Consider the following 23589-nt stretch of genomic DNA (forward strand, 5'->3'; position numbering starts at 1 on the left):
CAAGGACCGTAACCATGCACACGTCTGTCGATTTCTTTTTTGACCTGGGCAGCCCAGCCAGCTACCTGGCCTGGACCCAACTGCCGAACCTGTGCGCCCGCCAGGGGGCCGCGCTGCACTACCGGCCAATGCTGCTTGGCGGGGTTTTCCAGGCTACCGGCAATGCTTCGCCGGCCATGATCCCGGCCAAAGGGCGCTACATGTTCACCGACCTGGCCCGCTTTGCCGAACGCTATGGAGTGCCGTTCGGGATGCCGCCGGGCTTCCCGGTCAATACCCTGACTTTGATGCGTGGCGTGACGGGTACCCAGTTGCATTCACCGGATCGGTTCGAGGCATTGCTAACGGTGCTGTTCACCGGGCTGTGGGTACAGCGCCGCAACCTGAGCGACAGCGCTGTGCTGAATGAAACACTCGCGCAGGCAGGCTTCGACCCGCAGGTTTTTCATGCCCTGGCCGCTGACAGCGAAGTAAAAGCCGCGCTAAAGCAGGCGACCGAGGCCGCTGTGGCGCGCGGGGTGTTTGGCGCGCCCACCTGTTTTGTCGGTGATGGGATGTTCTTCGGCCAGGACCGCCTGGACTTTGTCGAGGAGGCGCTGCGTCAGAGCGCCAACAGCCTCTCCAGCTGAGTGCGCTCTCATCAAACAAAATACAACCCACTGTTTTCTAAGCACTCAAGCGGCCACCAGCTGATACCCCAGTTTCCGGGCTTTGCGGAGCAAAGCCCGGACCTGCCGGTCCTGGCTTCTGGTTTCGAACTCCTCAAGACCTTTTTCAACATAAGCCTGCTTCTTGGTTAAAAGGTTGTACACCAGACGTGCCAACTGATGCGCAGTGGCCTTGATGGCGCAGCTGGTATCCATTCGAGTCAGTCTGGCTCGGTGCGATGCACCAATGAAACCCTTGTCGTTACGGGCATTGGATGCAGCCTGCTTGAGTGCTTGAGCTGCTCGATTGACTATTTTTGGCCCACCACCTGCCAGTCGATGACCGCCGGAAATTCGAGTAGGGGGAGCCAGTCCCAACCAAGAGCAGAAGTGCTGTGAGGACGGGAAACGTGATAGATCTGTACCGATCTCCCCTGCCAGCACTAATGCAGTGTCCACCCCAATGGTTGGAATTGCGGTTAGGTCCACGCCAAGAACTTTCCATAATGTCTGATGCAGTTCAGTCTGTTGGGCACCGTTTCGGTGCGGGCTCCGTAAAGGCTTATTGGATGGCTCTGGCTTGTTTTGCAGCACCGGCAACTGCTCTAACGCGGCTTTTATGGCGTCGTCACAATCAGCAATTTGCTGCTCCAGGAAGTCATAGGCAGCCAATTCCTGAGTTAGCGCATGCAAATGCTCGCGTCGCCAATTGCCATGAAGACTCCGAGCGACAGCCTCCTTGCCTGCCTTGATGCGGCGGTCGGTCAGTTCAGCCAGTTGCACTGGGTCCCGTTCACCTGCGCAGATGGCTCGCAAAATCTTCATGCCAGTTACGCCGGAAATATCACTGATGACATTGGCCAGCTGGATGTTCATTTGGCTCATGGCCTTTTGCATCCGGTTCAGCGTCTGCGCCTGGTCTTTCACTTTGGAAGCACGCTGCCTGACCAATGACCGGACGCAGCAGGTCAGATCATCGGGGCGGAATGCGCCTCTGAGCAGTCCATGAGTCATCAGCTGCCAAATCCACTGGCAATCCAGCACATCTGATTTACGGCCCGTGATTTGCCGAGTTGCTCTGGCATTGACGAGATAAACCTCAAAACCGCGCTCGCTGAGAATCTCGTAAATTGGAATCCAATAAACCCCCGTGGATTCCATGGCAACGACCTTGATCCCCAGGCTTTCAAGCCAGTTAGCCATCTTGAGCAGGTCGTCAGTAAAGGACGTGAACGACTGGACGGGATTTTCGTGCCGGGGATCGACCGCCACGAAATGCTCTCGACCACCGACATCGATCGCTGCGCAATCGGGATGGACGACGGTAAAGCGTTGCTTGGAAGGCTTGCGCGCCATGATGAATCCTCGCAGGATAAAGGGCGCGCGGGGCACACGGTGGCGAAAGGGTTCACTCTCTCATACGTGGTCACAGCTGAATCAGCTGATGCCTACAGGGACTTCACGCCGATACCGTGCGGATCACTCTCCCACGCGGGTGTGCGGACACACACCAGTGCTGGCTACGATCTCTGTCCCGCGCACACGAACCCTAACAAAGCAAAAGGCGGCTGGCCCTACCGGGCCAACCGCCTTTTCTTTTTCAAAATGTCAGCGTCGCTGCGGATCTAAAGCCGTACACCTCATGTTTGCTGCGCGACAGCGCAGCCCGGAAGGGCTGGGTGATCTCCCACAGGCTGAGCAGGTCGGTGGGGTTGGTGCCATAGCGCTGCCAGTGCTCGAGCCCGGCCTGTTCGCCGCCGGGGGCTTGGCAATGAACGCAATGCGCCAAGCCCTCAGTATCCAGGGCCAATGTCAGTTGCCAGCCCTGGATACCGACATCGACCAAGCCGCCCTCGCGGCGTGCAACCACCTCAAGGTGATGCACGCCAAGCGCCACATTGCGCAGGCACTGGTAGACATCCCGGGCGCTCAGTGAACGTCTGTGGATCAAGATCAGAAATTCGCCGGCGTGTTGGCGCTGATGATCTCGGCCTCATCCGGGCCGATGTTCTTGAAACTGTGCGGCAGGGTCGTGGGGATGTAGTAACCGTCGCCCGAGTTGAGCACGCTGACCTGGCCGTCGACCCACAGCTCGACGGTACCACGGGTGACCAGCCCGCATTCTTCGCCTTCAGCATGCACGATCGGCTCGCCAGAGTCGGCGCCGGGTGCGTACAGCTCACGCAGCATGCGCATCTGCCGGCCTTCGACGCTGGCGCCGACCAGCAGCATGCGCAGGCCATTGCGGCCCAGGTCGGGTTGTTCGCCACCACGGAATACGTAGCGTTCCTCACGCACCGGCTCGTCGAAGCTGAAAAACTCCGCCAGGCTCATGGGAATGCCCTCGAGCAGTTTTTTCAGGGAGCTGACCGAAGGGCTGACGCGATTCTGCTCGATCTGCGAGATCGTCGAATTGGTCAGCCCGCTGCGGCGGGCCAATTCCCGTTGGGAGAGGTTGTTGCGTTCACGCACCAGTTTGAGTCGCGTCCCCGTGTCCATAGCCGCCTTGTAATCAGAGGTGTCAATAATAATGAGCGATGCGCATTAAAACACACTCTGCGCCCTTGCGCGCTGTGCTTCTCAAACCCGCTGCTCACGCGGCATTGGCCACAGCCCGACCAGCAGCAACAGCACGGCCACGGCCAAGAATGGCAAGCGTGGATCAAGGGCATACACCAAGGTACCGGCGAGCGGCCCGATCACCGCGCCCATGCCTTGGGCGGCGCCAATGGAGCCGGCTGTGGCGCCTTGTTCGGAGGCCTGCATGGCATTGGCCGCCAGTGCCGAAAACGCCGGGAACACGAAGCCCATGCCCGCTGCCGCAACAAAATAGCAAGCCCACAGCCAGGGGGCCGTGGTGGCCAGTGAGCCACAGGCAAAGCCCAGTGCCGATACCGTGGCACCCACCCGGATCATCTTCAGCGGTGGCCACTCCAGTTGGCGCAGGATCACCTGTGCCAGCATCAGTGCCACACCCACGGTGGTCAGGGCGATGCCAGCCGCCTGGGCGGCTTCGGCAGGGCCCAGATGCAAGCGGTCAAGGGCAAAGAAACCGACGATGATCTGCGACACGGTCACACTGAGCATGGCGCTGAATGCCACCAGCAGCGGCCGGCGCAGGCGCGGGTCGTTCAGCCGCACCGGACTGGGGGCGTGGCTGTGCGGCAGCGCCTGTGGTTTGAGGGTAAAAAACAGCACGAGGAAGGCAGTGGCCGGCAGCAGCGACATGATATGGAACGGCAGGCTCAGGCTGTGACGCGCCAGCAGTGCGGCCAGTGCTGGCCCGACCACCAGGCCGACGGCGTTGGCCGCCCCCAGTGAGGCCATGGCCCGCGCCCGGCGTTGCGGCTCGACATGGTCGGCGATCAGCGCATTGCAGCCTACCGGGATGGCGGCATAGAAGGCGCCGATGCAACCGCGCGCGATCATAAGGCCGATGAACGCCAAGGTTGCCCCCGGCAGCCAGCGCAGTGCGCCTTCGACGAACAGGCACAGCAGCCAGTAAGCCAGGGTAAAGCCGGCGCTGCCCAGCAGCAGGATGCGCCGACGGCCCAGGCGGTCTGCCGCGCGCCCCCAGGGCCGGGCCAGCAGCACCCAGACCACGCCGGCCACGGTTATGGCGGCGCCGGCTTGCCAGGTGGCCATGCCAAGCTGGCGGGCTATCGGGCCGATCAGGGCGACGAAGGCCATCATCGACATGGTGCAGGCCATGTTGGCCAGCAGCAGCGGGCGCAAGTCCAGGGTGCTGGCAGGCAGAAGGGTTGCAGGATCCTTTGCGACGTTCATGAGCGGTCCAGGGCAGTGCGGCAAATAAAAGCCGATATTATTAAGAACTATTATCGAGTGTCGAATCCCTGGGCTGCTGCAGCTCAATCACTGCGGCGCAGGGGGCCAGGCCACATGCTACGCAACACACCGTCGCGGCGCACCCACGCGTGCATCAAGGCTGCACCCACATGCACCAGCACCGTGGCGAACAGCAGGTAGCCCGCCCAGCCATGGGCCTGGCGCAACACGGCATACAGTTGAAGGTTGTGGGGGGCAATGGCGGGCAAGCCGAGCGGGCGCGGGTAATCGCCGGCCGACAGCATGGCCCAGCCCAGCAGCGGCATGGCCAGCATCAGGCCATAGAGCAGCAGATGCGAGGCTCCGGCGGTCCAGCGCTGCAGTTTTGGCAGGTCGTTCGGCAGGGGCGGATGAGGTAGGGTCAGGCGCGCAGCAATGCGCAGCACCACCAGCACCAGCAGGGCCAGGCCGGTGGCCTTGTGCAGGCTGATCAGCACCGGGTGGCGTAGCGACAGGTCGGCGACCATGCTCACACCGATGAACAACATGGCCAGTATCAGCACGGCCATCAGCCAATGCAGCAAACGGGCAAAAGGGTGGAAGGCTTCAGGTTTCATGGCTTGGCTCCGGTGCTGAGCGATTCGCGGCTACGGCGGTTGAACGATTCCGAATAGGCGGCCGAGCGGGCGGCGAGGATCGGATCGGCCGATGCCTCTATACCGCGCGGCAGGATCAGCGGGTCGAAGTTGAGGTCGCGGCAGGCCCCTTGCTCGGGGGCGTCTACCTGTTCCAGCACCAGGGTGCCGGCGTCCACGCTACGCCGCTCGGTGGGCCACGGCCGGGCAGGGTCGTCCACGGCGTCGCCCGGTTCGGCCAGCACCAGACGCAGCTTCCAGCGCAACGGGCCTTGGGCAAGGCGTTGCTGCAAGTCGTGTTGCAGGAATTGCTTGTCATCAACCTGGGTGGGCAATGCCGCAAATGCAGTTTGTGGCTCAAGCTGCCAACGCACCGGGTGGGCCGCGCCAGCTGCGTCGATCAGGCGGAAGGCATTGATACTGTGGTATTGCGTGTTGGCGAAGCTGTCGCTGGGTTTGTAGCCCGCCGCCCATTGGCGAAACGCCGCGCTTTCCGGGTGGGCGGCAAAGAACGCCTGCAGCTTGCCAGGGTCCGGTTTGCCGGTAGCCGGGTCTGGTGTGCTCGCCAGTACTTGTTGGTAGAAAGCTTGCGGCGTGCTGACTGCCAGCACCGGTGGGTTGTTCATGCCCGTCCGCCAGACCTGACCGTCGTCGGTGCTTAGCTGAATCGCCAGGCTGCGAACGGGTATAGCGGTATCCGGGGCGAACGGGTTGGCACCGCCGATGGCAAAACGGCCCACCACCGGCACCCGTTGCTGGCTGAAGGCGCGCGCCGTGGACAGGTTGGCGGCCTGCCCGCTGGCCTGGAAGTAGCCGCTCACGCACAAGCCCTTGGCGTGGTTCTTGCGATAGCCGGGGTAATGCCCGGCCTGGGCTTCGAAGGTGTCGATGATGCGCTGTGGCGTCAGTCGGGGTTCGCCGAGCCAGCCGGCGGCATAGGCAAAGCCGGCACCTGCGGCCAGCATCACGCCGCCAATGGCGGCCAGGCGCAAGGCTTTGGCCGGGCCGTGCAAGGGTGTGTTCATGGTCATTGTCCGGTTCAGTGAAGGTGCCAGTACGACGGGGCAGGGAAAAAGTTATTCCCTCATCGGGAATAGAATTTGTTCAGAGGCGTCTGCCCTTTACACTGACAACCCCAGAGGCCGGTACCTGACCATGCACGATTTGGACGACCACCAGTGGCGCGAGCTGCTGGCCCGCCTGCGCCGCTTTGCCGTGTGGCTGACCCGCGAGCCGGGCAGCGCCGACGACCTGGTGCAGGCGACGGTCGAGCGGGCCCTGAGCCGCCGCGACCAGCAGCGCGACGCTGATGCTCTGCGTGCCTGGCTGTTCACCATCCTTTATCGACAGTTCCTCGACGGTAAGCGTCGCGAGCGCTTGCATGCGCGCTGGCTGTCCTGGTTCGGCCGCAACGAGCGCGACGAAGAGCCGGCGGGTGACAACATCGAAGCCATCGTCCTGGCCCAGGCTGACCTACAGGCCTTTGCCCGGCTGTCGGCGGAGCAGCGTGCCTTGTTGCTGCTGGTCAGCATCGAAGGCTTGAGTTACAAGGAGGCCGCCCAGGCTTTGGGCATCCCCATCGGCACTGTGATGTCGCGCCTTTCGCGCGCGCGCAATGCCTTGCGCGAACTGACCGAGGACAACCCCCAGCCCCCGGCCTTGCGGAGACTGAAATGACGCGCCTGATCCCCAGCGATGATGAATTGCACGCTTACGTCGATGAGCGCCTGGAACCTGTGCGCCGGGCCGAGGTGCAGGCCTGGCTGGCGGCCAACCCGCAAGCTGCGGCACGGGTGGAAGGCTGGCGCGCCGATGCCCGAAGGCTGCGCACAGCGCTGGCCGGATTGGGCGAACTGCCCGGCGCGGCGCAGTTGGACCTTGGCCAGTTGCGTCGGCAACTGCGCCAGCGTCGGCAGCGACGCTGGGCTGCGGCGGCGGTGGTGATGCTGGCGTTGGGTGTGGGGGGCTTGGGCGGCTGGCAAGCGCGCGATGCAACCCTTGCACGAGCCGACCTGCCCATGGCTGATGCTGTTCAGGCACACCGTTTGTTCGCCAGCAGTGAAGCACTGGATATCCAGGCCAGTGATCCTGGGCAGCTGCGCGACTGGCTGGGGCGCCATTTCAGCCGGGTGGGCCAGTTACCGGACCTGGCCGGCTACGGCTTCAAGCCAGTGGGCGCGCGCTTGCTCAGCAACGAGCAAGGGCCGGCGGCGCTGTTGGTGTTCGAGGATGGCAAGGGCCAGCGCATCAGCCTGTTCCTGCGCTCGCCGGGCGACCTTTATCGGCGCATGCCGGACGGGCAACGGGTCGATGGCCAGTTGGAGGCGCGGTACTGGTCGCATGGGGCTTATAACTTTGCCTTGGTCAGCGCAGCGGACGATGTGCGTGGAGCGGGGGTGGGGGAGGCGTTGAGGCTGGGGTTGTAAGTGTGGGCCCAAGGTGTGCAACGAGGGCCCACCACCAGAATCAGCTCAGTTCCAGCCAGATCGGCGCATGGTCCGACGGCTTTTCCATCCCGCGCAGTTCATAGTCCACCCCCGCTGCCTTGATGCGCGGCACCAGCGGTTGCGAGGCCATGATCAGGTCGATGCGCAGGCCGCGCTTGGGCTCGTCCTCGAAGCCGCGGCTTCGGTAGTCGAACCAGCTGAAACGGTCGGTCACGTCCGGGTACAGGTGGCGGAAGCTGTCTACCAACCCCCAGCCTTTCAAACGTTCCATCCACTCACGCTCTTCCGGCAGGAAGCTGCACTTGCCGGTCTTCAGCCAGCGTTTGGCGTTGTCCGGGCCAATGCCGATATCACAGTCTTGCGGCGAGATGTTCATGTCGCCCATCACCAGCACTGGATGGTCGTTGCGGAACTGGCTTTCCAGCAGTGCCTGCAGGTCACTGTAGAAGCGCTGCTTGGCTGGGAACTTGGTGGGGTGGTCGCGGCTTTCACCCTGGGGGAAATAGCCGTTCATGATGGTGATCGGGCTGCCGTCAGCATCGGCGAAGGTACCCCAGATGAAGCGGCGCTGGGCATCTTCTTCGTCGGTGGCAAAGCCCTTGTGCAGGCTCAGCGGCGCCTGGCGCGACAGCAGGGCCACGCCGTAGTGGCCTTTCTGGCCATGGTAGTGCACGTGGTAACCCAGTGCCTGCACGTCGGCCAGCGGGAACTGATCGTCGCTGACCTTGGTTTCCTGCAGGCCGATCACGTCCGGCTGGTGCTTTTCGATCAGCGCCGCCAGCTGATGCGGGCGGGCCCGCAGGCCGTTGATGTTGAAACAGACGATCTTCATGGAAAGACAATCCCGGTAAAAGGCGCGATGCTAGCCGACATCGACCTGCATCACCAGCATGGCGGCCAGGCGAGCCTGCTGCTAACGTGCTGTTGGGGGTGAACGAAGCGCGCTGGGGCACCTCCAAGGCACTGAACGCCCATTCCAGGAGGTCTTTCCGCAATGCCCGAAACCACAGCCGCCCCGGCCCGTGTCTGCCTGCTCGACGATGGTTACAGCCGCGAGGCACGTTCGCTGCTGTACAACGCCTACCGCCACGAGCCCACCTTCGCCTATATCTTCGAAGCCCAGCGCCCGGGGTATGAGCGGCGCCTGCGGGTGATGGTGCGCGAATGGGTGCGCCAGCACTTCTACCTGCAACTGCCCGCCATCGGCCTGTTGGTCGAGGACCGCCTGATTGCCCTGGCCCTGATCGTGCCGCCGCTGCGCCGGCTGGGCGTGGCTGACAGCTGGGCCTGGCGCCTGCGCATGATGCTGGGGACCGGCCTGCGCTGTACGCGGCGCTACATGGATTACCAGGCCGCGTTGGCCGCCTGCCTGCCCACTGACCAGGTGCATGTGCTGCCGTTGTTGGGTGTGCATCCGCAATTCCAGGGCAAGCACTACGGCGAGCAATTGTTACAAGCTGTGCACAACTGGTGCGCGGAGGACCCGGGTACCCAAGGGGTGGTGCTGGACACCGGTAACGAGCACTACCTGGCTTTTTACCAGCGCCAGGGTTATGAGGAAATTGGTGAGGTAGCTGTAGGACCGATCCGAGAGAGGGTGTTCTTTCATCCTAATCCAGTCTCTTCAAAACCCGCTTTTGCCTGAACAGGCCGCCAGGCGGCTCCCTTGAGCGCCTGGCTCTGGTAGCATGCGCCGCATGACGTATTCAGGAAGATTGACCTGGGGCCTGGTTTTCTGGGTTGCCAGTTTCGCAGCATGGGGCCAGAGCGAGTTGTTGGTGAAGGTGAAGCCGGCCAACAAGGCGCTCAAGGCCAATGTCGAAGGCTATATAGGTACCTTGGGTGACCGCGACGAAGAAGCACTTTTGCGCTTCAGTCGCGGGGCAGAGGAGCAGGCGCGCAAAGCGGCGCAGGCACTCGGCTACTATCAGGCGCAGATCGTTACCGAGGTCAAGCCCGCCAGCGACGCAGACCATCCCCCACAACTGATCATCAGCATCAACCCGGGCGAACCGATTCGCCTGCGCAACGTGACCGTGCGCATCGAGGGCCCGGCCAGCGAAATGAAAGCCTTCCGTGTGCCTGACAGCAAGGCGCTGCGTGCGGGTGAACAGCTCAATCACGGCCATTACGAGGATGCCAAGCGGTTGATCCAGAACCAGGCGTCGCGCTATGGCTTCTTCAGTGGGCGCTTCAGTAGCCAGCGCCTGGCCGTCGACCCGCAAGCCGGTGTGGCCGATATCGACCTGGTCTATCAGAGTGGCCCACGTTATCGCCTGGGCGCCGTCACGTTCGGTGGCGACACGCCGCTGGACGAGGACCTGCTGCAGCGTATGGTTTCGTTCCAGCCGGGCACCCCTTACGACTCGGAACTGATCGCAGAACTGAACAACGACCTGCAATCGAGCGGCTATTTCGAAGGCGTGCGTGTTGATGCGGCGCCCACTGCTGCTGTGGGCGAAGACATCCCGGTGGATGTTCACCTGGAAACCCGTAAACCTCGCACCATGGGCCTTGGCCTGGGCTTCTCGACCGACGTCGGGCCGCGTGGCAAGGCCAACTGGACCCGCCACTGGGTCAACCCGCAAGGCCACAGCTATGGCTGGGAAACCGAACTGTCGGCACCGCGCCAGAACGTCGGCCTGTGGTACGACATTCCGCTCGACCCGCCGCTGACCGACAAGCTGCGCTTTGCCGGTGGCTACCAGAATGAGGAGCTTGCCGGCACCGACTCGCTCAGCAAGCTGTTGACAGTCGGCCCCGAGTGGCACAGCAAGCTGCCCAGTGGCTGGCAGCGGGTGATTTCGCTCAAGTACCAACGCGAAGAATATCGCCTGGGTGACGACTCCGGTTTGAGCAACCTGCTGATGCCGGGCGTCAGCTATTCCTTCCTGCGCAGTGACAACCGCATCGATCCGCACAACGGCTATCGCCTGCAGTTCGATGTTCAAGTCGCCAAGGAAGGGCTGGTTTCCGACACCAACCTGCTACACGGCAACGTATTGCTCAAAGGCCTGACCACGCTCGGCCACAACCACCGCTTTCTCGGGCGCGTACAGTTTGGCGGCAGTGCGACCAATGGCTTCAAGAACAACATTCCGCCGTCGCTGCGGTTCTTCGCGGGTGGCGACCAGAGTGTGCGCGGTTATGACTACCAGACCCTGTCGCCGAAGAACAGCGACGGTGACCGTATTGGTGGGCGCTATCTGGTGGCAGGCAGTGTCGAGTACCAGTATTCGCTGACCGAAAAATGGCGGGTCGCGACGTTCGTCGACCAAGGCAACTCGTTCAACGACCTGGAGCTGCCCAGCCTCAAGACCGGTGTCGGCTTTGGTGTGCGCTGGGTATCGCCGGTCGGGCCGCTGCGCCTGGACCTGGCCAAGGCGCTGGATGACGAAGGGGGCATTCGCCTGCACTTTTCCATGGGGCCCGAGCTGTGAAACGCGTGATCAAACATATTTCACTGGGCCTGCTTGGGGTCGTCGCGAGCGTGGGCCTGGTGCTCGGCTTGCTGCTGGGTACCCAGGCTGGCAGCCGCTGGGCACTGGGCAAGGTGCCTGGGCTTGAAGTGGCCGACTTCCAGGGGCGCCTGGCGGGCAGTTGGCAGGCCAGCCGGCTGAGCTGGGCCGACGCCGGCAGCAAGGTAGAGTTACAAGCGCCGTTGCTGGCCTGGTCGCCGGCTTGTTTGCTGCGCGCTACCTTGTGCATTGACCGGTTGCAGGCAGACCGCATTGACATGGCCTTTGCGCCAAGCACCGAACCGGCCGAGAGCGGCCCGCTGCAATTGCCGACGCTGCGGTTGCCGCTGGCCATCGAACTGGGCGAGGTCAAGGTCGGGCAGTTGCGCCTGGATGGCAGTGACCTGCTTGGCGACTTGCAACTGGCTGCGCACTGGACCCACAGCGGGATACGCATCGACAGCCTGCGGCTGCTGCGCGACGACCTGCAATTGAGCCTGCAGGGTGACCTGCAACCCGAAGGCGACTGGCCGGTGCAATTGCAGGCGCAGTTGCAGTTGCCTGCGGTAGACGAAAAACCCTGGCAACTGGCGCTGACGGCCAATGGCCAATTGCAGAAGACGTTGGAACTCGCCGGCACCAGCAGTGGTTACCTTGATGCCACATTGAGTGGGCAGTTGCAGGCATTGGCCGAGCACCTGCCGGCGACCTTGAGCATCCGCTCCGAGGCGTTCAAACCGGCTGGTGCGTTGCCTGACACCATGCAATTGAACGCGCTCGAGCTCGATGCCAAGGGCGATCTGCTCGATGGCTATCAACTGTCTGGCAGGGCCAGCCTGCCGGCCGAGCAGTCACCCATCGCCTTGGTCCTGTCCGGACTGGTCGACAGTAAAGGGGCCAGGCTCGATGCCCTCGACCTGACCGCCAGCGACAGCCAACGGGTCAAGCTGCAAGCCACGGCTGACTGGCAGCAAGGCCTGAGCGCCGATGCGCAGCTGGACTGGCAGGACTTCCCGTGGTTTCGCCTGTACCCACTGGAAACACCCCCCGAGGTCACGCTCAAGCGCTTCAATACCCAAGTGCATTATCGCGATGGCAATTACCAGGGCACCTTCATGGGCGACCTGGATGGCCCGGCGGGAGCGTTCAGCTTAGCCAGCCCGTTCGAAGGTGACCTCACCCAGGTGAAACTGCCACAGTTGGCGCTGACCGCCGGCCAGGGCAAGGCAGCCGGGAGTGTCGCCTTACGTTTTGCCGACACCCTGGCCTGGGAGGTCGACCTGCAGCTGTCCGCGCTCGACCCGGCCTATTGGCTGGCCGAACTGCCCGGTACCTTGGCGGGGCCACTGCGCAGCAAAGGCGAACTGAAAGGCGATGCGCTTACCCTCGACGCCCAGCTTGACCTCAAAGGCCGCCTGCGTGGCCAGCCAGCCATACTCAAGGTCGAGGCCCAAGGGGCAGGGCAGAGCTGGACCCTGGGCGCACTGGCTATCCAGCTGGGTGACAACCGCATCAACGGCAGTGGCAGCCTGCAACAGCGCCTGGCGGGGCGAATCGACCTCGACCTGCCGCGCCTGGGCCAGCTGTGGCCAAGGTTGCAAGGCCGGGTCAAGGGCCGGCTGGATGTCGCCGGCACCTTGCAGGCCCCGCAAGGTACGCTGAGCCTGCAGGGCCAGCGCTTGGCCCAGGCCGAAAACCGTCTGCAGCAGTTGGACCTGGATGCGCGCCTGGACAGCGCCCAGCGCGGTGTACTCGAGCTCAAGGCAACCGGTATCCACCTGGGTGACACAGCCTTGGGCACGTTGCAGGCCAACGGCAAAGGCGACATTCGCCAGCAGGCCTTGACGCTGGCGCTGGACGGCCCGCAGCTCAAGCTCGACCTTGGTTTGGATGGCCAGTTGAACAAAGGTGACTGGCGCGGGCGCCTTGCCACGGGCCGAATCCAGGCCGGCGGCCAGGACTGGCAGTTGCAGGCGCCTGCACGTCTGCAGCGGCTGGCCAGCGGCCAGCTCGACTTCGGGGCCCACTGCTGGCGCTCCGGCCAGGCAAGCCTGTGTGGCGATGATCAGCGGCTCGCCCCCGAACCGCGCCTGCGCTACCACCTCAAGCAGTTCCCGCTGGGCAGCCTGGCCCAGTGGCTGCCGAAGGACTTTGCCTGGCAAGGCCTGCTCAATGCCGATATCAACCTGGACATCCCGGCCAGCGGCCCCAAGGGCACTGTCGTTGTCGATGCCAGTGGCGGCACCCTGCGCGTGCGCGACAAAGGCCGCTGGATCGATTTCCCTTATCAGGCCCTGCGCCTGGACAGCACGCTGGCACCGCGGCGCATCGATACGCGCCTGGCGTTTCGCGGTGAGCGCCTGGGTGAGCTGAACGTCAACGCCCGGCTCGATCCGCTGGGCAAGAACAAACCGTTGTCGGGTGATTTCCGCCTGGCCGGGCTGGACTTGTCGGTGGCCCGTCCGTTCGTGCCCATGGTCGAACGCCTGGCCGGGCAGCTCAATGGCAGTGGTCGGCTTTCAGGCACCTTGCTGGCACCACAGGTCAACGGCAACCTGATGCTCAGCGGTGGCGAAGTCAGTGGTGCCGAGCTGCCGGCCAGCCTTCAGGACCTGTCATTGCAGGCGCTGATTGCCGGCGAGCAGGTGCAGCTCAACGGCAATTGGCGCAGTGGCGAGGCGGGACGTGGCCAGTTGAGCGGCAACCTCACCTGGGGGCAGGCACTGGGCATGGACGTGCGTCTGCAAGGTCAGCAACTGCCGGTCGCGGTCGAGCCCTACGCCACACTGGAAGTTGCCCCGGACCTGACGTTGCGCCTGATCGATGACAAGCTGGCGGTGACCGGCAAGGTGCAGGTGCCCAAGGGCAAGATCACTGTGCGTGAGCTGCCGCCGTCCACGGTCAAGGTGTCGGATGACACGGTAATCGTCGGTCACCAGACCGAGGAAGGCAAACCACCCATGGCAATGGCCATGGACATCGATGTCGAAGTGGGCCGCGAAAAGCTGTCATTCAGCGGCTTCGGGCTTACCGCCAACCTGCTTGGCCATGTGCACATCGGCGATAACCTCGATACCCGTGGTGAACTGAGCCTGGCGGACGGCCGCTACCGTGCCTACGGCCAGCGCCTCACCATACGGCGGGCGCGACTGCTGTTCGCCGGACCGATCGACCAGCCGTACCTGGACATCGAAGCGATCCGCAAGGTTGACGATGTGATAGCCGGTATCCGCCTGAGTGGCAGCGCCGAACAGCCGACGACCAAAGTGTTCTCGGAGCCGGCCATGAGCCAGGAGCAGGCGCTTTCGTACCTGGTATTGGGGCGGCCATTGGGCAATACCGGTGAAGATAACAACATGCTCGCCGAGGCAGCGCTGGGCCTGGGCCTTGCCGGGAGCGCCGGCATCACCGGCAGCCTGGCGTCGAGCCTGGGAATTGACGACTTTCAACTGGATACCGAAGGTTCCGGCAACAGCACCAGCGTGGTCGCCAGCGGTAACATCACCGAGAAGCTGAGCCTTCGTTACGGGGTGGGGGTGTTCGAGCCGGCCAACACGATCGCGTTGCGCTACAAGCTAAGCAAGAAGGTCTACCTCGAGGCCGCCAGTGGGCTGGCAAGCTCACTGGACATCTTCTACAAACGCGACTTCTAAGCCCGCAGCGTGGCGGCCATCAACGGACGGTGGCCGCCTCGATGAACTCGTTGGTGTCGGGTGAGGGTGGTGGAGTGGTGGCGCGTACCGGAACGATCAGGTTGGTGTATTCCTCGATCAACCGGTTCAGAGCCTCTGGCGGTTCGCTTGCCTGGAACTGCATGCGGATCTGCACTTCGTCCGGGTCTCGGTTTTCGCCCTGACGGCCTTGGCCGCCAATGGTGACCTTGAAGCTTGCGGTCTTGCTCTCGCTTGCGGTCAGCAGTGCCTGCTGCGCCTCGGTGCCTTTGACCCTTACCGACAGGTCGACCTGCATGCGCTCCAGGGCCAGGCCTTTCGGTGACACCAGCGCAAACAAGGGGACGCGCATGATGTGCTGCCCATCCATGGCCACCTCGACCATCTTGGCTTTCATGGGGGCGCCCAGTGCTTCAGTGTCGCATTCGAAAAACTGGTCAAACAGGTTGATGTACTGCTGGGCAATCAGGCTATTGGTGGCACTGGCGGCTTCTTGCAGGCCACGGGTAATTTCACGCAGGTCAATGGAGGTCATGGGGGCGGGGGGCTTTTGCAACGATTCGACTCCTCAGGCCAGGGTGTGCCCCTCCCAAAACCGGCAGGAGGGGCAATCGGGTCAAGCGCCAGCGGTTTACGGGGTCGGCAGGTTTGCAGGCGCAGGTCGTTTCAAGGTATCCGCCTGGGAGATTTCGTCCGGGCATTCCAGTTCGGCGGTTCGGACAACGGTTGGCTTGGTTGCGGCGTCAGTGAGGAACTCGATTACCCTCATCATCGCTTCGGGCGGTTCCTGACGTTTCAGGGTCGTGTTGAAGGCATAGCGGGCGCGGGTATCTGTTTTGCGGGTTTGCGTGGATTTGTGGCTCACGCTGCCTTTCACGTTCAGCCTGAACGGCCCCCATCCCAGTGAGCCGGTAGCTTCTGCATTCATGTCCTTGCTGGAAACATCTTCCGACATCTGGTTGATAACCAGCTCGAACTCTACATTACCCTCTTCGATGGAAATGTTCGGGTGGGTAATGGCCGCCATCAGCGGCACTTTCATGGTCTTGCTGACCACGCCTTTGTATTCGCCCTGTTCGTCGACGATGGTTTCGTCGTAGTCGAACTGGATGGCGACTGCCTTGCCATCCTGAACGCATACCTGCATCAGGAAGTCGGCGTACGATTTGCTGGCGGTTACCTGCGCCTGGACCATGGCCTGCAAGGGACCGGCGATCATGCGGTCCATCGGCAGGGCATTGATCACGGAGCCTATAAGGCTGTTATCTAACGACATATCGAGAAGCTCACTCTAGTGGGGTAAGTCAGCCGCAAATAGCAGCCAAGGTGTTCGGGCGTCAGCGCGTGCAAAGCTCCTGGCGCCGGATGTTGCCGATCTGCCGCAGGCTCAGGCCGTACTTGTTGGCCAGCAGGCTGCGGGACAAACCGTTGGCGCTTTCCTTCTGGATCTGCTGGTTGCGCAGCTGACGCAGAAAGTGGTCAGCCTTGGGGATCTCCAGGGCGACCCCGGCAAAGCGCTTGATCAGTGCGTCGAGCGCTTCGGCCGGCAGCACGTCAGCGAGCTTGGTGCGCTCGCGGTGCTTGGGGATGTACTTGGGCCTGCCACCGTAGGCGCAGGTCAGTTGGTAGGCGTTTTCGATGCCTATACAGTCGATCAGGGCCTGCAGCGAGTGGGGCAGTTGGCTGATATCGATCTGGCTCAAATCTGGCTTTTGCATATGGCGCTCCTTCGGGGTAGATGGGATGTGCGACCCGATCACCCGCGGCGTTATGTCGAAGGTGTGAGCAAATTCTGTGCGACAGCCGAGGCGCGTCGCTAGGCGGCATAGGGGTTGGGGGTTGTAGTTTCGGTGAACAGGATTTGCAGGCAGCGATATCTGGCGCTGTAGGAAATGGCGTCGACATCTGTCTGTGCCGCCTGGTTTCCTGTCGGGTCACTCGCAATGACGCGCAGTGGGTGCGGTACCCCTCAATCGCACGGGTAGCTGCTCAGCAAGCTGGCGCTACCCAGATAGGCTTGAGGGGTGGCGCGCATGCCCGTTGGCAGCGTGCGCCAATCGACCAGCAGGCACAGCGCGTGCAATGGCTGGCCGTTGCGCTGGCCGATGACCTGGTCGGCAAAGTGGCGGCGGTACAGTACCTGGGTCTGACGCAGTGGCTGTGCCTGGTCGGCCTGTGCCAGTGTCAGTCGGGCCAGGTCGGGCAAGCGGGTAGTGGGCACGCTGAAATGTACCGGTGCAGCATCGGGCTGCAGGTAGCCGGCCTGGCGTACGCGCTGCCACAGTTGTTGCCATTGGCTGGCACCGGCATGGGTGGCCAACTCGCGGCCCAGTTCGAGCAGGTGTTCGGCCGGCGTCTGCTGGGTGTCCAGTGCATGAAGGGAGAGCGGGGTCAGTAACAGCGATGCGAACAACAGGGGTTTGTACATGGTGCCTCCGGCGTGGGTGCTAGGAAGCCCCATGCTTTCAGGCTGACGTCACCCCACCCAGCAGGAAATCCAGCGCCGGGGGCGGTGACCGTTGTATCATTGCGCGGCTCGTTGCGAGCCATTTGCCCCTGATGTTGCAAGGAACATTCGATGACACATGTGCAGCGCCTCAAATATTCACTTCTGATCATCCTGGTGGTACTGGGCCTGATGCTGGGCCTGTCCCACCTGCAGAAGCAGGGCACGATCAGTGAGCAGACCTTCCAGATGCTGGCCATCGCCATTGCCGTGGTGGTCGTGGTTATCAACGGCATTCTGCGGCGCAAGGTCAAGCCCTGATCTGCGCGGGCCGGCCAGGCATGGCCGGCCATTCGCTCAGCGCGAGGGTGTTTGCTCCAGTACGGCGCGCGCCTGGGGGTTGAGCCTGTAACATTTGTCGCTACCCAGTTGTATGACACCTTCGGTGCACAGGCGCTTGAGCACTTCGCGCACACTGAGGAACGACAGCGGGATATCCAGTTGTTCCAGTTGTGCGTGCACCCCGCGCACGCCAATACTGCGGCCATTGCGGTCGGCGGCGTGCAAGGCGTCGATAACCTTGAGGCGGATCAGGCTGGTGCGCAGGCCGAAGGTGCGTAACAGCTCGCGGATCTGTTCGTTGCCGATTCGTTCTTCAGCAAATACGTCCTGTCCCTTGGACGCTTTGCCTGGCGCGCGCCCGGCCTGGATCGAGGTTTGCGGGTTGTGCATGCGAATGCTCCTTTTCGTGGACGAACCCGAAATGTGGGTGGCTCACTTACTAGGACGAATGAGAACGCAAAAACTGCAACCCATTCGTGAAAAAAAGCCTGTTTCTCATCAAGACGTTCCATCGCCTTGTAATACGTAAAATATTCATCTGGCCATTCGTCTGATCGGGATGACCCCCGAACCCGAGGAGTGCCCGTGTTTCCATTTTGCCGTCCCATGACTTGCGCCGGCCTGGCCGCTGCCCTGGTGGCCTTCAGCGTCGGTGTGCAGGCGCAGCCCGCGCCAGCCGACGCCAGTGCCCAGATCCGTTACACCCGTTACGGCGTACCGCATATCGTGGCCAAGGATGAGCGTGGCCTGGGCTATGGCGTCGGCTATGCCTACGCCCAGGACAACCTGTGCCTGCTCGCCAATGAAGTGCTGACCGTAAGCGGCGAGCGCTCACGCTATTTCGGCGCCAAGGGCAAGACCCTGGAGCAGCGTGACAACCTGACCAGCGACCTGTTCTTCACCTGGCTCAATAGCCCAGCGGCGGTCGATGCCTTCCTGCAGGCGCAACCCGCGCCGGTGCAGGCGTTGCTGGCGGGTTATGCCAGCGGCTACAACCGGGCGTTGGCCGAACGCCGTCGTCAAGGGCTGCCCGCCGAGTGTGGCGATGGTGAGTGGGTGCGGCCCATCAGCAGCCAGGATCTGGTCAAACTGACCCGCCGTTTACTGGCCGAGGGCGGTGTCGGGCAGTTCGTCGAGGCGTTGGCGGGGGCGCAACCGCCAACGCTGACCAGCCAGCAATCGTCAGCGGGCTTTGCCGCCGCTTTGGCGCGTCAGGCGCGGTTCGCCGCAGAGCGCGGCAGCAATGCAGTGGCAGTAGGCGCACAGCGTTCAGCCAATGGCCGCGGCCTGTTGCTGGCCAACCCGCACTTCCCGTGGATGGGCGGCATGCGCTTCTACCAGATGCAACTGACCATTCCTGGCCAGCTCGATGTGATGGGCGCGGCGCTACCGGGCCTGCCGGTGGTCAACATTGGTTTCAACCAACACCTGGCGTGGACGCACACCGTCGACACTTCCAAGCACTTCACGCTTTATCGCCTGCAACTCGACCCCAAAGACCCGACGCGCTATATGCTTGATGGCAAGTCGCTGCCGATGGCCCGGCAAACCCTCCGTGTTGCGGTCAAGGGCGCGGATGGCCGCCTGAGCCAGATTGAGCGGCCGGTCTACAGTTCGCAGTTCGGCCCGGTGGTGCAATGGCCAGGTCGCCTGGACTGGGATGCGCGGGCGGCCTACAGCGTGCGAGACGCCAACCTTGAGAATTCGCGGGTGTTGCAGCAGTGGTACCAGATCAACCGAGCCGACAACCTGGCGGCATTGAGGGGATCGGTCGAGCAGTTGCAGGGTATCCCATGGGTCAACACGCTGGCGGTGGACGAAGGGGGGCGGGCCTTGTACCTGAACCAGTCGGTGGTGCCCTACGTCGACCAGCACTTGCTGGATGCTTGCAGCAACCCGCAGGCGCAAGGGCAGCTGGTGGTGCTGGATGGCTCGCGCAGTGCATGCCAGTGGAAAGTTGACGCGCAGGCGGCGCAACCGGGCATCTTCCCGGCGCGGCTGCTGCCAAGCCTGGAGCGAGACGACTTCGTGCAGAACTCCAACGACCCGGCCTGGATGGCCAACCCGGCGCAGCCGCTGACCGGCTACTCACCACTGGTCAGCCGCAATGACCAGCCACTGGGTATGCGTGGCCGCTTTGCCTTGCAGCGCCTGCAGGGCAAAGCCCGGTTAGGAGTAGATGAACTGCAGCGCATGGTCACCGATGACGAGGTGTACCTGGCCAGCCTGGTGTTGCCAGACCTGCTGCAATGGTGCAAAGGTGCCAGCGCAGATGTGCAGGCCGTGTGCAGCAGCCTTGCCGCCTGGAACGGCAAGGCCGACCTCGACAGTGGTATGGGCCTGGTGCACTTCCAGAACCTGTTCAGTGCGCTGGCCGAGCACCCGGAAAGCTGGCGAGTGGCATTCAACCCGGCCGACCCGCAACACACCCCGCGCGGCCTGGCTGTCGAGCAGGCGGTAGTGAGCAGGCGGGTACATCAGGCAGCACTGGCGTCGCTCAAGCAGGTCAGTGAAAGTGGCGTTGCCGGAGAGGCACGGTGGGGGCAGGTGCAACAGTCCCTTGATGGCACGCCGGTACCGGGCGGCCCGCAGGCGCTAGGGGTGTACAACGCGATCTACAGCGTGCCGCACGGGCAGGGCAAGCGGCTGGTGGTGAGTGGCACCAGCTACCTGCAACTGGTCAGCTTTACTGACAAGGGGCCAGAAGCCCGTGGCCTGCTGGCGTTTTCCCAGTCGAGTGAGAAGGCTTCGGCGCATGCCAGTGACCAGACCAAGGCATTTGCGGCCAAGCAATTGGCGGTGATTCCGTTTACCGAGGCGCAGATCAAGGCAGACCCGGAGTATCGGGAAGTGGTGATCAGTGAGCGGGACAAGGGGGCAGTTGCGCAGCAGTAAGGCATGCTGGCCTCTTCGCGGGCAAGCCCGCTCCTACAGGGGCCTGTGGGAGCGGGCTTGCCCGCGAAAGGGCCGGCCGTGTAACGTCAGGAAAACTCGAACGGCGCCAGCTGAAAGCCCTGCTCGTCAACCTGCAAGGCCCAACCGCGGCGGTCCCAGTCGCCCAGCACGATGCGCCGGGCCGGCTGGCCGTCGACCATCAGCTTGTGAATCGCTGGCCGATGGGTATGGCCGTGCACCAAGGTGCGCACGCCATGCGCCGCCATCACCTTGGGGACTTCTTCTGGCGTGACGTCGACGATTTCGGTGGACTTCATCCGCACTTGCGTGCGGCTTTCGCTGCGCAGCTTGCGTGCCAGCTTGTAGCGGGCCGACAGCGGCAGGTGGCGCAGGATCCACAAGCTCAGCGGATTGCGCAGCAGGCGGCGCATCTTTATGTAGCCCAGGTCGCGGGTGCACAGGGTGTCGCCATGCATCAGCAGCACCTGCTCACCACCCAGCTCGATCACGCTGGGGTCGTTCAACAGCGTGCAGCCCGCAGCTTCGCAAAAGGCCTGGCCAATCAGGAAGTCACGGTTGCCATGCATCAGGTAGATGGCCGTGCCACTGTCGCTCAGCCGGCGCATGGCCTGGCAGATCGACTGCTGGAAGGGCGTCATGGCATCGTCGCCAATCCACGCTTCGAAGAAGTCACCAAGGATGTACAGGGCCTTGGCGTGGCGGGCGCGGCCATCGAGCAGATCAAGAAACGCCCGGGAAATATCCGGGCGTTCTTCTTGCAGGTGCAGATCAGAGATCAGCAGAATCACTCAATGATCTCGGCTTTCTCGATGATCACGTCGTCTGCCGGTACGTCCTGGTGGCCAGCTTTGGAACCGGTGGCGACCTTTTCGATGGCGTCGACCACTTCACGGCCTTCGATCACTTCGCCGAATACGGCGTAGCCCCAGCCTTGCACGTTCTTGCCGCTGTGGTTGAGGAAGTCGTTGTCGGAGGCGTTGATGAAGAACTGCGCCGAGGCAGAGTGCGGCTCCATGGTGCGGGCCATGGCGATGCTGTACTTCTTGTTCTTCAGGCCGTTGTCGGCTTCGTTCTGGATGCTGGCGCGGGTTTTCTTCTGGTTCATGCCGGCTTCGAAGCCGCCGCCCTGAATCATGAAGCCTTTGATCACACGGTGGAATACGGTGCCATTGTAGTGGCCGTCCTTGACGTACTGAACGAAGTTTTCGGTAGTCAGCGGCGCTTTCTCGGCGTCCAGTTGCAGGACGATGTCGCCGTGGTTGGTGGTCAGTTTGACTTTGGACATGCTGAAACTCGCTCTTTCAAGGCAATCAGAAATAGGGTGCGCAGGGCGCGGGTTATCACCAGACGCAGGATCAGGCGATCGCGACACATGGCGCGCACCGGCCATTTTGCCAGGCTGCGGCAAAAAGCCGTGATAAATCACATCAGTTTGTCCGGGCGCGGCTGTCAGCAGCTTGACTGCTTCGGCTATGATAGGCCCTTTGATTCAATCGGCCTACCCAGGCTGGACACACGCATTCAAGGATCCTATGAGCAAGCCCACTGCCGACAACGCGCCCAACGCCGCTGCCAAAGGCGCCCCCGCTGTCCCTGCGAACTTCCTGCGGCCGATCATCCAGGCCGACCTGGACTCGGGCAAGCACAGCAGCATCGTCACCCGTTTCCCGCCGGAGCCCAATGGTTACCTGCACATCGGCCACGCCAAGTCGATCTGCGTCAACTTCGGCCTGGCCAAGGAGTTCGGCGGCGTCTGCCACCTGCGTTTCGACGATACCAACCCGGCCAAGGAAGACCAGGAGTACATCGACGCCATCCAGAGCGATGTCAAATGGCTGGGCTTCGAGTGGGGCGGCGACGTGCGCTATGCCTCCGACTACTTCGACCAGTTGCACGACTGGGCGGTCGAGTTGATCAAGCGTGGCAAGGCCTATGTCTGCGACCTCACCCCTGAGCAAGCCAAGGAATACCGCGGCAACCTCAAGGAGCCGGGCAAGAACAGCCCGTTCCGCGAGCGCAGCGTGGAAGAAAACCTCGACCTGTTCGCCCGCATGAAGGCCGGCGAGTTCAAGGACGGCGAGCGCGTGCTGCGGGCCAAGATCGACATGGCCTCGCCAAACATGAACCTGCGCGACCCTATCCTGTACCGCATTCGCCATGCCCACCACCACCAGACCGGCGACAAGTGGTGCATCTACCCCAACTACGACTTTACCCACGGCCAGTCGGACGCCATCGAGGGCATTACCCACTCGATCTGCACCCTGGAGTTCGAAGGGCATCGTCCGCTGTACGACTGGTTCCTCGACAACCTGCCGGTGCCGGCACACCCGCGCCAGTACGAGTTCAGCCGCCTGAACCTGAACTACACCATCACCTCCAAGCGCAAGCTCAAGCAGCTTGTGGACGAGAAGCATGTCGACGCCTGGGACGACCCACGCATGTCGACCCTGTCCGGCTTCCGTCGCCGTGGCTACACGCCGGCTTCGATCCGCAACTTCTGCGAAATGATCGGCACCAACCGCTCCGACGGTGTGGTCGACATGTCGATGCTCGAGTTCAGCATCCGTGACGACCTGGACCGCACCGCGCCACGCGCCATGTGCGTGCTGCGCCCGCTGAAAGTGGTCATCACCAACTACCCGGAAGGCCAGGTCGAGCAGCTTGAGCTGCCACGTCACCCGAAGGAAGACATGGGCGTGCGTGTGCTGCCGTTTTCCCGCGAGCTGTACATCGACCGCGACGACTTCATGGAAGAACCGCCCAAGGGCTACAAGCGTCTGGAACCGGCCGGTGAAGTGCGCCTGCGCGGCAGCTACGTGATTCGTGCTGACGAGGCGGTCAAGGACGCAGACGGCAATATCGTCGAACTGCGTTGCTCGTACGACCCGGACACCCTGGGCAAGAACCCTGAAGGCCGCAAGGTCAAGGGCGTGATCCACTGGGTGCCGGCCGAGGGCAGCGTCGAGTGCGAAGTGCGCCTGTACGACCGCCTGTTCCGCTCGCCGAACCCGGAAAAGACCGAGGAGGGCGGCAGCTTCCTGGACAACATCAACCCTGCTTCGCTGCAAGTGCTCAGCGGTTGCCGTGCCGAGCCGTCGCTGGCCCAGGCGCAGCCCGAGGACCGCTTCCAGTTCGAGCGCGAAGGCTACTTCTGCGCTGACCTGAAAGACAGCCAGCCGGGCCGCCCGGTGTTCAACCGCACTGTCACCCTGCGTGACTCCTGGGGCAGCTGAGGAAC

The 23589-nt window shown here is 62.9% G+C and carries 23 protein-coding genes; 9 read left to right on the top strand and 14 right to left on the bottom strand.

Going from position 1 to position 23589, the window contains the following annotated elements; translation table 11 throughout:
* The first annotated feature begins 14 nt into the window (after positions 1-14).
* Positions 15-629, top strand: coding sequence for a 2-hydroxychromene-2-carboxylate isomerase (locus tag ACE4QZ_RS11970; protein ID WP_103462418.1), 615 nt, complete (start codon positions 15-17; stop codon positions 627-629).
* Positions 630-674: 45 nt separating this feature from the next.
* Here ACE4QZ_RS11970 and ACE4QZ_RS11975 read toward each other — a convergent pair whose 3' ends face one another.
* The 6 genes from ACE4QZ_RS11975 to ACE4QZ_RS12000 all read right to left on the bottom strand — a co-directional run bounded on the left by ACE4QZ_RS11975 (position 675) and on the right by ACE4QZ_RS12000 (position 6099).
* Positions 675-2003, bottom strand: coding sequence for an IS110-like element ISPpu9 family transposase (locus ACE4QZ_RS11975; RefSeq protein WP_230064507.1), 1329 nt, complete (start codon positions 2001-2003; stop codon positions 675-677).
* 244 nt (positions 2004-2247) lie between these two features.
* A complete protein-coding gene (locus ACE4QZ_RS11980; protein WP_410480457.1) occupies positions 2248-2532 on the bottom strand; it encodes a hypothetical protein in 285 nt (94 codons plus the stop codon).
* A 68-nt stretch (positions 2533-2600) separates the two neighbouring features.
* Positions 2601-3146 (bottom strand): cupin domain-containing protein, encoded by a 546-nt coding sequence (locus tag ACE4QZ_RS11985; protein ID WP_003248033.1) that lies wholly within the window; start codon positions 3144-3146, stop codon positions 2601-2603.
* Between the two features lie 81 nt (positions 3147-3227).
* Positions 3228-4433: an MFS transporter gene (locus ACE4QZ_RS11990; protein WP_103462419.1), complete on the bottom strand. Its 1206-nt coding sequence runs from the start codon at positions 4431-4433 to the stop codon at positions 3228-3230.
* Positions 4434-4516: 83 nt separating this feature from the next.
* Positions 4517-5050, bottom strand: coding sequence for a cytochrome b (locus ACE4QZ_RS11995; RefSeq protein WP_021782375.1), 534 nt, complete (start codon positions 5048-5050; stop codon positions 4517-4519).
* Positions 5047-6099, bottom strand: coding sequence for a catalase family peroxidase (locus ACE4QZ_RS12000; protein ID WP_103462420.1), 1053 nt, complete (start codon positions 6097-6099; stop codon positions 5047-5049). Before ACE4QZ_RS12000 ends, ACE4QZ_RS11995 begins: the two co-directional genes overlap by 4 nt.
* Positions 6100-6223: 124 nt before the next feature.
* Here ACE4QZ_RS12000 and ACE4QZ_RS12005 point away from each other — a divergent pair, with 124 nt between their 5' ends.
* Both ACE4QZ_RS12005 and ACE4QZ_RS12010 read left to right on the top strand, forming a co-directional pair.
* Positions 6224-6745, top strand: a complete 522-nt coding sequence (locus ACE4QZ_RS12005; RefSeq protein ID WP_275966978.1) for a sigma-70 family RNA polymerase sigma factor — start codon at positions 6224-6226, stop codon at positions 6743-6745.
* On the top strand, positions 6742-7494 hold the full coding sequence (locus ACE4QZ_RS12010; RefSeq protein ID WP_275966977.1) for an anti-sigma factor family protein: 753 nt from the start codon (positions 6742-6744) through the stop codon (positions 7492-7494). Before ACE4QZ_RS12005 ends, ACE4QZ_RS12010 begins: the two co-directional genes overlap by 4 nt.
* Before the next feature lie 40 nt (positions 7495-7534).
* Here ACE4QZ_RS12010 and xthA read toward each other — a convergent pair whose 3' ends face one another.
* Positions 7535-8347 (bottom strand): exodeoxyribonuclease III, encoded by an 813-nt coding sequence (gene xthA / locus ACE4QZ_RS12015; protein WP_020192971.1) that lies wholly within the window; start codon positions 8345-8347, stop codon positions 7535-7537.
* Positions 8348-8509: 162 nt separating this feature from the next.
* Between xthA and ACE4QZ_RS12020 the strand changes: the two genes are divergently transcribed.
* The 3 genes from ACE4QZ_RS12020 to ACE4QZ_RS12030 are packed head-to-tail and all read left to right on the top strand — an operon-like array spanning position 8510 to position 14626.
* On the top strand, positions 8510-9160 hold the full coding sequence (locus ACE4QZ_RS12020) for a GNAT family N-acetyltransferase (RefSeq protein WP_103444510.1): 651 nt from the start codon (positions 8510-8512) through the stop codon (positions 9158-9160).
* A 52-nt stretch (positions 9161-9212) separates the two neighbouring features.
* Positions 9213-10955, top strand: coding sequence for an autotransporter assembly complex protein TamA (locus ACE4QZ_RS12025; protein ID WP_103463139.1), 1743 nt, complete (start codon positions 9213-9215; stop codon positions 10953-10955).
* Positions 10952-14626, top strand: a complete 3675-nt coding sequence (locus ACE4QZ_RS12030) for a translocation/assembly module TamB domain-containing protein (protein ID WP_410480447.1) — start codon at positions 10952-10954, stop codon at positions 14624-14626. The genes ACE4QZ_RS12025 and ACE4QZ_RS12030 overlap by 4 nt, the downstream gene beginning before the upstream one ends.
* Positions 14627-14645: 19 nt before the next feature.
* On the opposite strand, the gene ACE4QZ_RS12035 is transcribed toward ACE4QZ_RS12030, so the two are convergent.
* From ACE4QZ_RS12035 to ACE4QZ_RS12050, 4 genes are all read right to left on the bottom strand, one after another.
* Positions 14646-15200: a DUF2589 domain-containing protein gene (locus ACE4QZ_RS12035; RefSeq protein WP_021782383.1), complete on the bottom strand. Its 555-nt coding sequence runs from the start codon at positions 15198-15200 to the stop codon at positions 14646-14648.
* Between the two features lie 75 nt (positions 15201-15275).
* Positions 15276-15920, bottom strand: coding sequence for a DUF2589 domain-containing protein (locus ACE4QZ_RS12040; protein WP_021782384.1), 645 nt, complete (start codon positions 15918-15920; stop codon positions 15276-15278).
* Positions 15921-15981: 61 nt separating this feature from the next.
* The gene (locus ACE4QZ_RS12045) at positions 15982-16362 is read right to left on the bottom strand and encodes a Mor transcription activator family protein (RefSeq protein WP_021782385.1); all 381 of its coding nucleotides are present in this window, start codon (positions 16360-16362) and stop codon (positions 15982-15984) included.
* Between the two features lie 251 nt (positions 16363-16613).
* Complete coding sequence (locus ACE4QZ_RS12050; RefSeq protein ID WP_103444508.1) at positions 16614-17072, bottom strand: hypothetical protein; 459 nt, start codon at positions 17070-17072, stop codon at positions 16614-16616.
* 150 nt (positions 17073-17222) lie between these two features.
* Between ACE4QZ_RS12050 and ACE4QZ_RS12055 the strand changes: the two genes are divergently transcribed.
* Positions 17223-17411 (top strand): hypothetical protein, encoded by a 189-nt coding sequence (locus ACE4QZ_RS12055; RefSeq protein ID WP_003248064.1) that lies wholly within the window; start codon positions 17223-17225, stop codon positions 17409-17411.
* A gap of 36 nt (positions 17412-17447) precedes the next feature.
* Here ACE4QZ_RS12055 and ACE4QZ_RS12060 read toward each other — a convergent pair whose 3' ends face one another.
* Positions 17448-17822, bottom strand: coding sequence for a fe2+ zn2+ uptake regulation protein (locus ACE4QZ_RS12060; RefSeq protein ID WP_021782387.1), 375 nt, complete (start codon positions 17820-17822; stop codon positions 17448-17450).
* A gap of 195 nt (positions 17823-18017) precedes the next feature.
* On the opposite strand from ACE4QZ_RS12060, the gene ACE4QZ_RS12065 reads away from it, so the two are divergent.
* Entirely contained in the window at positions 18018-20327 is a 2310-nt protein-coding gene (locus ACE4QZ_RS12065) for an acylase (RefSeq protein WP_101196648.1), read from the top strand.
* Between the two features lie 86 nt (positions 20328-20413).
* On the opposite strand, the gene ACE4QZ_RS12070 is transcribed toward ACE4QZ_RS12065, so the two are convergent.
* Positions 20414-21136: a UDP-2,3-diacylglucosamine diphosphatase gene (locus ACE4QZ_RS12070; RefSeq protein ID WP_103444507.1), complete on the bottom strand. Its 723-nt coding sequence runs from the start codon at positions 21134-21136 to the stop codon at positions 20414-20416.
* Positions 21133-21633, bottom strand: coding sequence for a peptidylprolyl isomerase (locus ACE4QZ_RS12075; protein ID WP_021782390.1), 501 nt, complete (start codon positions 21631-21633; stop codon positions 21133-21135). The genes ACE4QZ_RS12070 and ACE4QZ_RS12075 overlap by 4 nt, the downstream gene beginning before the upstream one ends.
* Before the next feature lie 247 nt (positions 21634-21880).
* On the opposite strand from ACE4QZ_RS12075, the gene ACE4QZ_RS12080 reads away from it, so the two are divergent.
* Complete coding sequence (locus tag ACE4QZ_RS12080) at positions 21881-23584, top strand: glutamine--tRNA ligase/YqeY domain fusion protein (RefSeq protein ID WP_021782391.1); 1704 nt, start codon at positions 21881-21883, stop codon at positions 23582-23584.
* The last annotated feature ends 5 nt before the right edge of the window (positions 23585-23589 follow it).

This window comes from Pseudomonas sp. DCA-1, from assembly GCF_046523955.1.
Classification (GTDB): Bacteria; Pseudomonadota; Gammaproteobacteria; order Pseudomonadales; family Pseudomonadaceae; genus Aquipseudomonas; species Aquipseudomonas putida_Y.

Excerpts from the sequence above, each read along its gene's own strand:
- ACE4QZ_RS11970 (WP_103462418.1), top strand. The coding sequence starts at position 15 with ATGCACACGTCTGTCGATTTCTTTTTTGACCTGGGCAGCCCAGCCAGC.
- ACE4QZ_RS11975 (WP_230064507.1), bottom strand. The coding sequence starts at position 2,003 with ATGGCGCGCAAGCCTTCCAAGCAACGCTTTACCGTCGTCCATCCCGAT.
- ACE4QZ_RS11985 (WP_003248033.1), bottom strand. The coding sequence starts at position 3,146 with ATGGACACGGGGACGCGACTCAAACTGGTGCGTGAACGCAACAACCTC.
- ACE4QZ_RS11990 (WP_103462419.1), bottom strand. The coding sequence starts at position 4,433 with ATGAACGTCGCAAAGGATCCTGCAACCCTTCTGCCTGCCAGCACCCTG.
- ACE4QZ_RS11995 (WP_021782375.1), bottom strand. The coding sequence starts at position 5,050 with ATGAAACCTGAAGCCTTCCACCCTTTTGCCCGTTTGCTGCATTGGCTG.
- ACE4QZ_RS12000 (WP_103462420.1), bottom strand. The coding sequence starts at position 6,099 with ATGACCATGAACACACCCTTGCACGGCCCGGCCAAAGCCTTGCGCCTG.
- ACE4QZ_RS12005 (WP_275966978.1), top strand. The coding sequence starts at position 6,224 with ATGCACGATTTGGACGACCACCAGTGGCGCGAGCTGCTGGCCCGCCTG.
- ACE4QZ_RS12010 (WP_275966977.1), top strand. The coding sequence starts at position 6,742 with ATGACGCGCCTGATCCCCAGCGATGATGAATTGCACGCTTACGTCGAT.
- xthA (WP_020192971.1), bottom strand. The coding sequence starts at position 8,347 with ATGAAGATCGTCTGTTTCAACATCAACGGCCTGCGGGCCCGCCCGCAT.
- ACE4QZ_RS12020 (WP_103444510.1), top strand. The coding sequence starts at position 8,510 with ATGCCCGAAACCACAGCCGCCCCGGCCCGTGTCTGCCTGCTCGACGAT.
- ACE4QZ_RS12025 (WP_103463139.1), top strand. The coding sequence starts at position 9,213 with ATGACGTATTCAGGAAGATTGACCTGGGGCCTGGTTTTCTGGGTTGCC.
- ACE4QZ_RS12040 (WP_021782384.1), bottom strand. The coding sequence starts at position 15,920 with ATGTCGTTAGATAACAGCCTTATAGGCTCCGTGATCAATGCCCTGCCG.
- ACE4QZ_RS12045 (WP_021782385.1), bottom strand. The coding sequence starts at position 16,362 with ATGCAAAAGCCAGATTTGAGCCAGATCGATATCAGCCAACTGCCCCAC.
- ACE4QZ_RS12050 (WP_103444508.1), bottom strand. The coding sequence starts at position 17,072 with ATGTACAAACCCCTGTTGTTCGCATCGCTGTTACTGACCCCGCTCTCC.
- ACE4QZ_RS12055 (WP_003248064.1), top strand. The coding sequence starts at position 17,223 with ATGACACATGTGCAGCGCCTCAAATATTCACTTCTGATCATCCTGGTG.
- ACE4QZ_RS12060 (WP_021782387.1), bottom strand. The coding sequence starts at position 17,822 with ATGCACAACCCGCAAACCTCGATCCAGGCCGGGCGCGCGCCAGGCAAA.
- ACE4QZ_RS12075 (WP_021782390.1), bottom strand. The coding sequence starts at position 21,633 with ATGTCCAAAGTCAAACTGACCACCAACCACGGCGACATCGTCCTGCAA.
- ACE4QZ_RS12080 (WP_021782391.1), top strand. The coding sequence starts at position 21,881 with ATGAGCAAGCCCACTGCCGACAACGCGCCCAACGCCGCTGCCAAAGGC.